Genomic DNA, 12,561 nt, shown 5'->3' on the forward strand with positions numbered 1-12,561 from the left:
ATAAACATTGCTTAGAGAGAATCTGGACCGGAATTGGGAGTTTGAACACGGGAAGCCGTTTCACATTCAAAGCAAGGAAAACGGGCAGACGAGGATCGTTCATCTGCCGCATGACTTTACGATTGAAACGGATACGTGGGCGGAGGCTCCCGGCGGGAGAGCAACCGGATATTACGGCGGCGGGATCGGTACTTACACCAAGATGCTGGATATCCCGGCCGAGGCTGAGGGAAAAAGAGTGCTGGTCGAATTCGACGGCGCGTATATGAACACCACTGTGGTACTCAACGGGCATACCGTAGCCCAGCATCATTACGGATATACGCCATTCCATGCTGACCTCACACCTTATATGAGGCCCGGTAAGCCGAACCGGCTCGCGGTGACGGTGAATAATGCCGCACAGCCCAACTCCCGCTGGTACACGGGGTCAGGCCTATACCGCCATGTCGATCTGTTAACCAGTCCGAAGCTGCATATCGTACCATGGGGAATCTATGCCCGCACCTCGCATATCGTGGGCGGCACAGCGTTCATTATTGTGGAGACAACGGTAGCGAATCATGCGGATACCCCCGCCAGTGTGTGGGTAGACCTCAAACTGGAGAAGGAAGCCGGAGGAGCTGAGGCGGGAAGCGGAAGGGTGCAAGTCTATGTACCTGCGGCCGGGAAAGCCGTGGGCCGGGTGACAGTCGCGGTTGACCATGCCGAATGTTGGGATATTGATTCCCCGTCTCTATACCGCATTACCGCATCTTTGAATGGAAGCGATAGACACTATGACAGCGATAGTACGCTATTCGGCATACGCACGCTCAGCGTTGATGTGAAGAACGGTCTGATGCTGAACGGGCGCACGGTCAAACTGAAAGGCGGCTGTGTGCACCATGATCACGGGATTCTTGGCGCCGCTTCCTACGGAGACAGCGAGTACCGCAAAATGAAGCTGCACAAGGATAACGGATACAATGCCATCCGCTGCGCCCACAATCCCCCGTCAAGGGATATGCTGGATGCCTGCGACCGGCTGGGCCTGCTTGTGATGAATGAAGCCTTCGATATGTGGACGATGGACAAAAATCCGCATGATTACAGTTTGTATTTTGAGCGCAACTGGAAGTCTGACATTGAAGCATTTATCCGGCGTGACCGCAATCATCCCAGCATCATCATGTGGTCAACAGGCAATGAAGTTAATGAGCGCGGAGGATTGTCCGGCGGATATGAGTGGGCTGCCCGGCTCACGGCATGGGTCAGGGAACTGGACCCGACCCGTCCGGTTACCAACGCGGTATGCACATTCTTCAGCGGGCTGGAGGATGAGGATCAGCAGCGGTTCTATGATGATCTCAAGAATCCGCCCAAGGAGTCGGCAGGGTTCGTCAACTTCGACACGGAGTTCGGCAAGCAGGTGTGGGATGGCTATACGGAAGCCTTCTGCGCTCCGCTCGATATTGTGGGCTATAACTATCTGATTCATCAATTCGATGCCGCTGCCCATAAATATCCTGACCGGGTGATCTGCTCGACCGAGAGCATAGCCAGAGATATGGATCAATATTGGGAAGGTGTAGAACGCCATCCTTATATTATCGGCGATTTCAACTGGACCAGCTTCGATTACATCGGGGAAGCAGGCCTTGGCAAGACGTTATACGCGGAACCGGAGGAGGCGGACGAACGGCGTAAAACCTTACATGAGTCCCCCTACCCTTGGCGTCTGTCCTATGATGCGGATTTCGATCTGTGCGGCTTCGCGCGCCCCCAGCTTGCTTACCGGCGGATTGTCTGGGGTTCTGACGAAACCTTCATTGCTTCACACCGTCCTGAAAACTACGGCAAAACCGAGCTGATTAGCGGATGGGGCTGGACGGAATGCGAGCATGCCTGGAGCTGGATCGGGTATGAAGGCGAACCTGTTACTGTCGAAGTCTACTCGGCAGCTGAGGAAGTCGAGCTCATTCTGAACGGTGTAAGCTTGGGCAGGCAACCCGCAGGCAAGGTTAACCGCTTCAAGGCGCGATTTGTTCTTACCTATATGCCGGGTACCTTGGAGGCAGTGAGTTATACCAAGGACGGCAAAGTTTCAAGCGATGTGCTCCACTCGGCCGGAGAGCCGGCGGGAATCCGGATTATTGCAGAGAAGAAGGAGCTTGCTGCAGATGGGCAGTCGCTCTGTTACGCGGTTGTTGAGATTATCGACGCCGCAGGCCATTGCGTGCCGGAAGCCTCGCTGCCGGCGGTTGCCCGGGTAGAAGGCGCAGCGTCTCTGGCTGGCTTCGGTACCGGCAGACCCCAGACGACCGAGAATTATACTACCGGCTGGTTCACTTCCTTCAAAGGCAGACTGCTGGCCGTTGTCCGTGCAGGGGTTGAGCCGGGAATCTCCACGCTGACAGTCAGCGTTGACGGGCTGGAGCCGGTTAGCCTGGATATTCCTGTGAACTAATACTATGGAGGGATTACATTGACAAAGACAACAAGCCGCAAGACGCTTGCGGCAACCATGGCAGTTACCTTGACGCTGGGACTATTGTCCGCCTGCGGCGGAGGCAACAACAGCGGTACCAAGCAGGAGGGAGTGGCCGCAACACCCGGAGCTGGAGCTGTAAAGGAATTATCCTTGTTCATTGATTTTCCCTGGTGGGCAACCAAGGACTGGAAAGGGCCGATTGCGGAGAAAATCACCGAGAAGACGGGCGTTAAGCTGAATGTAACCGTAGCTACAGACGACAAGCAGCTCCCGCTGATGATTGCTTCAGGCGATCTGCCGGATCTGGTGCTCACCTCCAGCAACGTAGGCCGGATGTCCGATGCCAAGCTGTCGTATTCGTGGAATGAGCTGATCGAGAAGTATGCGCCGGACTTCAAGCTGGATGCCACCCGAATTGCCATCAATACGATGGATGACGGCAACTTCTATACGGTCCGCAATGCCTTCGCCACCCAGGAAGAGATGTCCAAGAATAAATTTGCGCTCGGCGGGGACGGCAATCCGGGGATTGCGGTGCGTGAAGACATCCTGAAGGAGCTGGGGAATCCCCCAATCAAGACACTGGATGACTTCGTGAAGGTGCTCGGTATGGTCAAGGAGAAGTATCCTGACATGGTGCCGCTGGTGCTGGACAAGAACTGGATCGAGCAGTATTTTCTCCAGCAATTCGGTGCCGAGGCCCTGTTTGACAACTGGGTTGAACAAGATGGGAAAGTGGATTATTTCATCAGACAGCCGCAAATGCTGGAGTTCTTCAAATTCATGAACAGCTTGTACCGGGGTGGCTACATTCTGGCTGAGAACTTTGCGTTTGCCAATGATCAGATCGACGAGCAATATGCGACAAGCGGCAAAGCGTTCGCCCATGGCCACACCGTAGGCACTGCGGATACGGACAACAGCGCGGTTAAGAAAAACAACGGTACGTTTACCTTCAAAATGCTGCCGAGCGCATTGACCAAAGAAGCCAAGAAGGTAAGCACAGGACTGGGCTTCGCCGGCACCTTCATCACCAAGAAGAATAAGAACCCGGAGGCCTCGATCAAGCTTCTGCAATATCTGGCCAGCGACGAAGGGAAGAAGCTGACGATGTTCGGGGTAGAGGGCGAGCATTGGACGTGGAATGAAGAGGGACACCCGGATCTGAAGTATGATTCGTCTGATCAGGACTTCATGAATGCGAACGGCATCGGCTGGTGGGTGCTGTACAATGACGGTGTCATGGAGGGCATGCGAGGATATGTGCCGGGCAAGCAGAAGACACAGGCGCTGATGGAGACAAAGGCGATTACAACCTACAAGCCGGCGCTCGGCCTGATTCAGACGCAGCCGGATTCTGCGGAGAAGACGCTCAAGACCAAAATCGACGAGATGATTAAGAATGAGAAGGTCAAGATCTATCTGGCAGGCTCTGAAGCGGAGGCAGTAGCCAATTACGAGAATCTGGTGAAAACGGCCGAGAGTCTGGGCTTGCAGCAACTGGTAGACTGGGCCAACGATACGTATCAGAAGAAAAAGGAGCTATTTAAGTAAATCAGGGACAACCGGTAGAGGCGATGAGCCTCTACCTTATTTTTCGTCAGACGATACTCGTTACAACAGGAGGAATGGCAAACATGAGAGTACTGATTGTAGATGATGAACCGCTGATTCTGAACGGGCTGGTGAAGATTATCGGGGAGGCGGCGCCGCTCGGGACGGAGGTTTTCAGGGCGGACAATGCGTTTGAGGCCTTGGAGCTCATGATAGACTGTATGCCGGATGTGACCATTACAGATCTTCATATGCCGGAGAAAAATGGCTTCGAGCTCATCGAGGCGGCCAGGGAGAGCGGACTCTGCGACCGTTTCATTATTCTGACGGGCTACGATGAATTTGAATATGTCCGCAGAGCGCTCCGCACGGGGGTGGTGGATTATCTGCTGAAGCCGCTGGGTAAGGATGAGATTGCCGCTCTGCTGGAGCGGATTGAACAGGTGCTTCCCTCTGAAGCCGATCCGGAGTATTCGAACCATGCGAAGCGCATTCTGGCCTATACCAAAACCCATTATATGAACGATCTGTCGCTCAACCATCTGGCGGAATTGATGAATCTTCATCCGAAATATATCAGCAGTCTGTTTAAAAGAGTGACCGGCGATACGTTTGTCAATTATCTGAACGGATTTCGGATCAAGGAGGCTCAGAGGCTGCTCAGGTCCCATGGCCGGTTATCCGCGAACGCCATCGGCAAGAAGGTCGGGTTCGAGGATAAGCATTATTTCACTAAAGTCTTCAAGAAGTATACAGGAATGACGCCGGGCGCTTACCGTGATGAGAGCAAACCGGAGTATCCGGCGAGTAGTGAAGAAGCAACCGGAGCTGGAGGGCTGGAGCTGTAAGATAAGCGCAGTTAAACCGCTGCATCCGGGATTATGTCAATAGCGGATAAGTGAAGTAAAAATGTGAGCGTTGTCAATAAACAGGCGTCTCCTCCATAATGAAAGCGTAACCAAAATAAAGAACACAATAATTGAACTGGGGGTTGACTATGAACACAGGTACAAGAAAAGGTCAGAGCTTACTGAAGAGTACTTCCATCCTGTTGTTGTCTGCACTGCTGTTATCCGCATGCTCGGGTAAGCTGGAATCCGGTAACGGCGGGAAGGAAACGCCGGCCGGTAATGATCCGAAGCCAAGTGCAGCTGTAGATGAGAGTCCGCTCGGCAAATACGATCCTCCGATTGAGTTGTCGTTCGTCAGAGATCTTAGCGATGTGGTAGAGAATAACGTGCTTGGCGTATTGAAGGACGAGACGATTGATAACAACCGCTGGACCAAGTTGTATGAGGATCAGCTCGGCATCAAGATCAAATATAACTGGATTGTGAAGGGCAGCCAGACCTCGGATCAATACTTGCAGAAAATCAATGTCACCCTGGCCTCCGGGGATCTGCCGGATGTAACGCCGGTCAACGCCACCCAGCTTAAGCAATTGGCCGATTCGGACCAGCTTGAGGATATGACGGCGTTATATGAAAAGTATGCTTCCCCGTTCACCAAGAAGGTGCTGTCGGGAGAAGGAACGAGTGTGTTCGATGCCGCGACCTATGGCGGCAAGCTGATGGCTATTCCGAGCCTGGAATCCTCTATTGAACGGTCGATGTATATCTGGATTCGGACCGACTGGCTGGAGAAGCTTGGTATGCAGCCGCCGAAGACGATGGCGGATGTCCTGGCGATCTCCGAAGCGTTCGTCGATAAGGACCCCGACGGGAACGGGAAGAAGGATACCTACGGCCTCGGTATCACCAAGGATCTGTGGGGCGGAGCCATGGGACTGGAAGGCTTCATGGCCGGATACAATGCGTACCCGAACATCTGGGTGGATGACGGCAGCGGCAAGCTGGTCTACGGCAGCATTCAGCCGGAAGTGAAGAAAGCGCTTCAGGTGCTGCAGGATATGGCCAAGAAGGGGCAGCTGGATCAGGAGTTCGGCGTGAAGGACGGGGGCAAGGTGTCCGAGCTGATCTCAGCCGGCAAGATCGGGATGGAGTATGGCGAGCAATGGAATTCCATCTGGCCGCTGCAGCTCAACCGTGACAACGATCCCAAAGCCCAGTGGCAGGCCTTCCCGATTGTCTCGGAATCGGGAGACACGCCGAAGGTACCTCTGAAGTTCAGCACGACCCGCTTCTTCGCGGTCAAGAAGGGTGCCGCACACCCGGAAGCGGTCATTAAATTGTTCAATCTGCATGTGGAGAAGAACTGGGGCGAGACGGCCGAATTCGATAAGTACTATGCACCGCCGGAAGCAGAGAGTGTCTGGCAGTTGTCTCCGGTTACACCGTATCCGGTAACGAAGAACGTAGACGCGTTCCGGGAGATTGATGCTGCCCGCAAGGCCGGTGATTTCTCCACCCTGAAAGGTGAAGCCAAGACAATCCAGGAGAAGCTTGAGTCCTATGCTTCAGGTTCAACAGAAGGCTTCTCCCTATGGGGCTGGGAGCGGATCTATGGAGAGCAGGGTTCCATGGGCATAGCCGACCAATATATCAAGAATGACCAGTTCCTGCAGGAGAAGTTCGTCGGCGCTCCGACTCCGACCATGGTTGAGCGCAAGACAACGCTTGAGAAGCAGCAGAATGAAATGTTTGTCAAAATCATTCTGGGTGATCCTATCGATAAGTTCGACCAGTTCGTGAAGGACTGGAAGAAGCTGGGCGGCGATCAAATTACGCAAGAGGTCAACGATTGGTACGCAGCGACTAAGAAATAAGGCGCTGCTCTGGAGGAAGAAAACAACCTTTTCTTCCTCCATTCCATTCTTGCCCTGCAGATGTGGAGGATAACGATGAGAGCAAAACTGCGAAAAGAACTGCCGCTTCATTTGATGCTTTTGCCGGGACTGGTGATGATCATTCTGTTCTCTTACGTCCCCATGGCCGGTGTCATGATCGCGTTCCAGAAATTCATCCCTGCCAAGGGCTTGTTCGGGGATCAGAAGTGGGTGGGCCTGGATAACTTCGAATATGTGATGAACCTGCCAAGCTTCACACAGGTGCTGTGGAATACGCTGTTTATTTCGAGTCTCAAGCTGATTCTGGGCCTGATTATTCCGCTGGTGTTCTCGATTCTGCTGAACGAGCTGGCCAGTAATGTGATTAAACGGTCCGTGCAGACAGCGATTTATCTGCCGTATTTCTTGTCCTGGGTCGTGCTTGGCGGCATCTTGATTGATATTCTGTCTCCATCGGGCGGGATTGTGAATGAATTCCTCGGATGGTTCGGCGTCTCCAAGATCTTCTTCCTCGGCGACAACGACTGGTTCCCCTTCACGCTGATTGCCTCGGATGTATGGAAGAACTTTGGCTACGGCACGATTGTATATCTGGCGGCTATAACGGGCATTGATCCCGGGTTATATGAAGCAGCTACCATTGACGGCGCCAACCGCTGGCACAAGACCTGGCATATTACCATTCCGGGCATACGTATGGTCATTGTCCTGCTATCGGTACTCAGTCTGGGTCAACTGCTGAATGCGGGCTTCGATCAGGTCTTCAATCTGTACAGTCCGCAGGTCTATGAGAGCGGGGATATCCTGGATACCTTCGTCTACCGGATCGGTCTATTGGATGCCCAATACGGCGTAGCGACTGCCGTCGGCTTCTTTAAAGCAATCATATCGCTCACCTTGATTTCCAGTTCGTATTTCCTGGCTTACCGTTTTGCCAAATACCGGATCTTCTAGAGGAGGGAGTACCCTTGGAGCAACAGCTAACGCCCAAACCGGAGGAATGGACTCCCATTCGCCCCAAAAAACGCTTTGACGGGATTGCGGTATTGAACGCAACCATTCTGATTCTGGTCTCACTGCTCTGTATCCTGCCGCTCATTCATATTATAGCGGTGTCCTTCAGCTCAAGCGCCTCGGCTTCCGCAGGGTATGTCAGACTCTGGCCGGTAGACTTCACGTTCGCCTCGTATATGTATACGATGAGCCGGACTGAATTCTGGCAGTCGATGCTTGTCTCCCTGACGCGGATCGGCATCGGCACGCCGCTGAATCTTCTGTTAACGATCCTTGTCGCTTACCCGCTATCCAAGGAATCGCATGCTCTGCGGTTCCGCAGCGTCTATGCCTGGGCCTTCTTCGTCACGATGCTGTTCAATGGCGGGCTGATTCCCTGGTATACCACGCTCAAGGAGTATGGCCTGCTGGATTCCATCTGGGCACTGGTACTGCCCGGCGCAGTTCCTGTGTTCAGCGTAGTGCTGCTGCTTAACTTCTTCCGGGAGATTCCGAAGGAGCTGGAAGAGGCGGCGCTGATTGACGGGGCCGGCCATTTCCGGACAGTCTGGTCCATCTTCGTGCCGATCTCAAAGCCGGCACTGGCTACACTGGCCTTATTCTCGATGGTGGAGCACTGGAACAGCTGGTTCGACGGCCTGCTGCTCATGGGGAATCCGGCCAACTATCCGCTGCAAAGCTATATTCAGACGATTGTAATCCAGCAGAACCTGTCGAATATGTCGCGTGATGCCATGCTTGATCTGGCGCTGATCTCAGACCGGACGCTGAAGTCCTCCCAGATCTTCCTCGGCTCCCTGCCGATTATTCTGGCTTATCCGTTCCTGCAGAAATATTTCGTGAAGGGAATTGTACTCGGCAGTGTCAAAGGTTAACCTCCCGGACGTTATGCATAAGTCTGCAGCTCCCCCCGGATTCAGGATATAATGGTGAAAATGATTGCTGGGGGTCTGGGATTGTTGTTCAAAAAGGATTACTCACTGCGCAATACGATATTTCTGCGGCTGATTGTGACCTTTCTGCTCATTATGCTGCCTATTCTTGTCTTCGCCGCTTATCTGTATCAATGGATTATGCAAACGGCCAGCAGCGATATTCGAAGCTCGGCCAGCGCCCAGACCGTCTTTTACTTAAATGATATGGAGAATGAGATCGAGCGGATGAAGCTGCTGCAGTACAGTCTGCTGGAGGATGAGGATCTGAACAAGCTAGCCCTGACCTGGGAGGCGCTGCCGACCATTGACCGCACGGAGAATCTGAATTCGCTGATGAAACGCCTGTTCATCGTGCAAAACAGCAGTACGTATATTAAGGACGTCAGGGTTCATATCATGACTATAGGCCGGACTATCTCATCGGTCGGCGGTGTGCGTGAGATTGAACTGAAGCGCTTCCGCGAGATCCGCTCGGTCTTCGGGGACCGCCGTTCCCAGGTGATTGAGTGGGATGGCGGCCTGTATCTTAGTGCGATGAAGCAGCGGGGCATCAAGGGGGCAGAGCCGGTTCTGACGGTCGAGATTGAGCTGGACACCCAGGAGCTGCGGGCGGCGCTGGGCCAATTCAATACGTATCCCGGCAGTGGAACGCTATTGCTCTCCGATAGTGCGAGATTCGCGCTCTACAGTATGACCGGCGAGCTGGCGCGGGCGGAACCGTCCCAATATGTCCGGGATATCCGCACGGTGGCCTCCGGGGAGAGGCTGAGGATTGCCGGCGCGCCTTACTATATCGTCCAGACCGGCTCGCAGGAGCTTGGCTTGTCCATTTACCGGATCATCCCGGAGGATATTATCAAGAATCCGTTAAGCAAATTCTATACCTGGGCCTGGGTGTTCGGTGTGGCTGCGCTTGCCATCATCATAGCTTTTGCACTGTCGACCTACAAGTTCATTCATAAGCCGATGCTGACGCTGGTGAAGAGCTTTCGGAGAATGGAGCAGGGCGATCTGGATATTCATATCCAGCATGAGTCGAAGGATGAATTCCGTTATCTGTACAGCCGCTTCAACCAGATGGTGAGCAATCTGCATTCCTTGATCGATCAGGTGTACAAGCAGAAGATTATGGCCCAGCGGGCAGAGTTGAAGCAATTGCAGTCACAGATTAACCCGCATTTTCTGTATAATAGCTTCTTCATTCTGAACACGATGGCGAAGACTGGCGATACCGAGCGGATCGAACAGCTTACTACGATGCTCGGCGAATACTTCCAGTTTGTCACCCGTAACGCTTCCGATCTGGTGTCCTTGGAGCAGGAGATTCACCATGCAAGAATGTATACAGAGATTCAGGCCATGCGCTTCTCCCGCAGAATTGGAGTCCGGTTCGATGCCTTGTCCGAGGAACTGCAGAAGGTGTCTGTTCCGAGGCTGATTGTGCAGCCGATTATTGAGAACGCGTTCAAGCACAGCCTGGAAAAGAAAGCTATGGAGGGCCTGATCATTATCCGCTTCGCACAGGAAGGCCCGGACATCCGCATTATCGTCGAGGATAACGGGGATAGGCTGACCGATGATACGCTAGAGCAATTGAAAGAGTCCCTTAATGTCTATCAGGAGCAGGCGGAGACAACGGGCCTAGTGAACATTCACCGGCGCATCCGCATTACCTTCGGGGAAGAGAGCGGCTTGCTGGCGGACCGGAGTGAGCTTGGCGGACTAAGGGTAACCATCCTTCTTAGAGCTGGAGGTGAGAATTCTGGTGTACAGGATGCTTATCGTGGATGATGAAGAGATTATCACAGATGGCCTGGCGGTTATTTTCGGCAAAATGGAGCTTGAACTGGACATCTACAAGGCCTATTCAGGCCACGAAGCGTTAAATCTGCTGAACCGGACCCGGGTGGACATTGTCCTGTCTGATATCTGTATGCCCGAGATGGACGGGCTGGAGCTGATGGAGCATATCCACCGGAGCTGGCCGCAATGCAAAATCGTCTTCCTGACCGGACACAGCGACTTCAATTATGTCTACCAGGCGATTCAGGCTCCGGGCGTCCAATATGTGCTCAAGAATGAAGGTTATCCGAAGCTGATTGAGGCGGTGATGCGTGCGCTCCAAGAGCTGAACGACACCATGCAGGTGAATGATCTGATCCGTGAGTCGAAGGAGCAGCTTAACACACTGGAGACCTTGGCACAGGGAGATTATTTCCGCCATCTCATTCACAGCGTCAAGGCGGATCAGGATATGGCCGGGGACTTCGTCCGTCTGAACATTCCGCTGGATGCTTCGCGGCCGGTGTTGATCGCACTGGGCAGCATCAGTGATCCTGAATCCTCACGTACGTATATGGACCGCCGGGAGACGGCGCTCGCGGTGAAGTTCCTGTCGGAGAAGCTGCTCAAGGAGCGGACGGTCAGCCTCGGGGTCATCGACCGGTACGGTGACCTGATCTGGCTGATTCAGCCGGGCGGGACGGGAGAGGCTTCGCAGCCGGAGGATCTGGAGCAGATGATTAAATTCCTTGAAGGCACCTTCGAGCTGATTCAGCAGTCGTGCCGGGAATCGCTGGAGGTCGGGATAGCCATCACTCTCAGTGCGGCGGAGTCTGCCTGGTCCAGGCTGCAGGTAGTGTACGATAAAGCCAGGCAGGTTCAGCATTACCGGGCAGGAGACGGAGAGCGGATGGTGCAGAAGGTGCAGCTGAATGAAGCGGCGGCGCCGGATACCGTACGTGACCGGTTCATGCAGGGCAAGGTGGAGACTCTGGCTGCGCATCTGGAGGCGGGCCGCAAGGAGGAGTTCCTCCAGCTGTTCGGGGAGATGGCTGAACCGGCGGGGCAGGACCCGGGAAGATGCAATCCGTATCTCACTGAGCTGTATTACACCATTGCCCTGATGCTTATGTCGTATACGAACAGATGGGAAGCGGACGAGGAGATCGGGGCAAGCGGGCTGATGCAGCTTGAAATCCACCGTTCGCTTGGCGAAGCCTTCCAATATCTTCGGAACACGGCGGAGCTGCTGTTCTCTGTCAGGAAGAGCGGGGAGCAGAAACGGGCAGCGGGTGTCATCGACCGGATCTGCTTATATATAGAAGAGAATCTCGACCAGGACCTGTCGCTGGTCCGTCTGGCCGATTTGATCCACTTCAATCCCTCCTATCTGTCCCGCCTGTTCAAGCAGGAACGGGGAATCAATCTGTCCGAGTATATCGAGGATATGCGCGTCCGCCAGGCCAAGGAACTGCTCCGTAGAGGGGAGCTAAGGGTCGCGGAGGTCGGCTCATTAATCGGATACGTAACCCCGCAATCCTTCACCCGGGTATTCAAAAAATGGACCGGAACCACGCCGCAGGAATACCGTGCAGATGTGGTTGGTGGTTGAATGGCCTGTACTCGTGGCCGGGGGCCGCTTGCGAGGGTGGAGCAGGAGAGAGATGACGGGGAAGGTCTATTGGGTGAGAGCATACTAATTATGAGACATCTTGGATGAGAGATATAGAATGAGAGACATTGGATGAGAAATATTAAAGGAAGATATAGTCGCTCCTTCGGGATGGATGGCGTTGCCTCCATCGCCCGGGGAGCGATTGTTCGTTGGAGAGTAAATGAGAGGGATAAATCCAATTAATGCAGCCAAAAGTCGGCCGGATGGTCGAAGGAAAAGGATAAATCCCTTTGATGGTGCTGGAAGTGGAGTAACTGATGAAATGAAAGGGATAAATCCCTTTGGTGGTGCTGGACTTGGGCTAAATGAGTGCATTGATATGGTGGATGCGGGCCTAGTGAGTTAATGAGGAGCACAAGTGCACTTGAATTTGCCGGACGTA

Annotated in this window: 8 protein-coding genes; all 8 read left to right on the plus strand. The window is 53.7% G+C overall.

What is annotated here, in order from left to right; all coding sequences use genetic code 11:
- Positions 1-7: 7 nt before the first annotated feature.
- The 8 genes from MKZ07_RS02560 to MKZ07_RS02595 all read left to right on the plus strand — a co-directional run bounded on the left by MKZ07_RS02560 (position 8) and on the right by MKZ07_RS02595 (position 12,116).
- Positions 8-2,449: a glycoside hydrolase family 2 TIM barrel-domain containing protein gene (locus tag MKZ07_RS02560; RefSeq protein ID WP_341024325.1), complete on the plus strand. Its 2,442-nt coding sequence runs from the start codon at positions 8-10 to the stop codon at positions 2,447-2,449.
- Between the two features lie 18 nt (positions 2,450-2,467).
- Positions 2,468-4,027 carry an extracellular solute-binding protein gene (locus MKZ07_RS02565; protein WP_235218377.1) on the plus strand — a complete coding sequence of 520 codons (1,560 nt, stop codon included), beginning with the start codon at positions 2,468-2,470 and terminating at the stop codon, positions 4,025-4,027.
- A gap of 83 nt (positions 4,028-4,110) precedes the next feature.
- The gene (locus tag MKZ07_RS02570) at positions 4,111-4,875 is read left to right on the plus strand and encodes a response regulator transcription factor (RefSeq protein ID WP_051493319.1); all 765 of its coding nucleotides are present in this window, start codon (positions 4,111-4,113) and stop codon (positions 4,873-4,875) included.
- 149 nt (positions 4,876-5,024) lie between these two features.
- Positions 5,025-6,752, plus strand: a complete 1,728-nt coding sequence (locus MKZ07_RS02575) for an extracellular solute-binding protein (protein WP_036693475.1) — start codon at positions 5,025-5,027, stop codon at positions 6,750-6,752.
- A 75-nt stretch (positions 6,753-6,827) separates the two neighbouring features.
- Positions 6,828-7,727, plus strand: coding sequence for an ABC transporter permease (locus tag MKZ07_RS02580; protein ID WP_341024330.1), 900 nt, complete (start codon positions 6,828-6,830; stop codon positions 7,725-7,727).
- 56 nt (positions 7,728-7,783) lie between these two features.
- On the plus strand, positions 7,784-8,662 hold the full coding sequence (locus tag MKZ07_RS02585) for a carbohydrate ABC transporter permease (RefSeq protein WP_341027873.1): 879 nt from the start codon (positions 7,784-7,786) through the stop codon (positions 8,660-8,662).
- Between the two features lie 81 nt (positions 8,663-8,743).
- Complete coding sequence (locus tag MKZ07_RS02590; RefSeq protein WP_036693534.1) at positions 8,744-10,513, plus strand: histidine kinase; 1,770 nt, start codon at positions 8,744-8,746, stop codon at positions 10,511-10,513.
- On the plus strand, positions 10,497-12,116 hold the full coding sequence (locus tag MKZ07_RS02595) for a response regulator transcription factor (RefSeq protein ID WP_235218380.1): 1,620 nt from the start codon (positions 10,497-10,499) through the stop codon (positions 12,114-12,116). The genes MKZ07_RS02590 and MKZ07_RS02595 overlap by 17 nt, the downstream gene beginning before the upstream one ends.
- The last annotated feature ends 445 nt before the right edge of the window (positions 12,117-12,561 follow it).

It is taken from the genome of Paenibacillus sp. FSL P4-0338 (assembly GCF_038002365.1).
In the GTDB taxonomy this organism is placed as follows: Bacteria; Bacillota; Bacilli; order Paenibacillales; family Paenibacillaceae; genus Paenibacillus_AQ.

Bases quoted from the DNA above. Each gene is read 5' to 3' on its own strand.
- MKZ07_RS02570 (WP_051493319.1), top strand. From the start codon at position 4,111: ATGAGAGTACTGATTGTAGATGATGAACCGCTGATTCTGAACGGGCTG.
- MKZ07_RS02575 (WP_036693475.1), top strand. From the start codon at position 5,025: ATGAACACAGGTACAAGAAAAGGTCAGAGCTTACTGAAGAGTACTTCC.
- MKZ07_RS02580 (WP_341024330.1), top strand. From the start codon at position 6,828: ATGAGAGCAAAACTGCGAAAAGAACTGCCGCTTCATTTGATGCTTTTG.
- MKZ07_RS02595 (WP_235218380.1), top strand. From the start codon at position 10,497: ATGCTTATCGTGGATGATGAAGAGATTATCACAGATGGCCTGGCGGTT.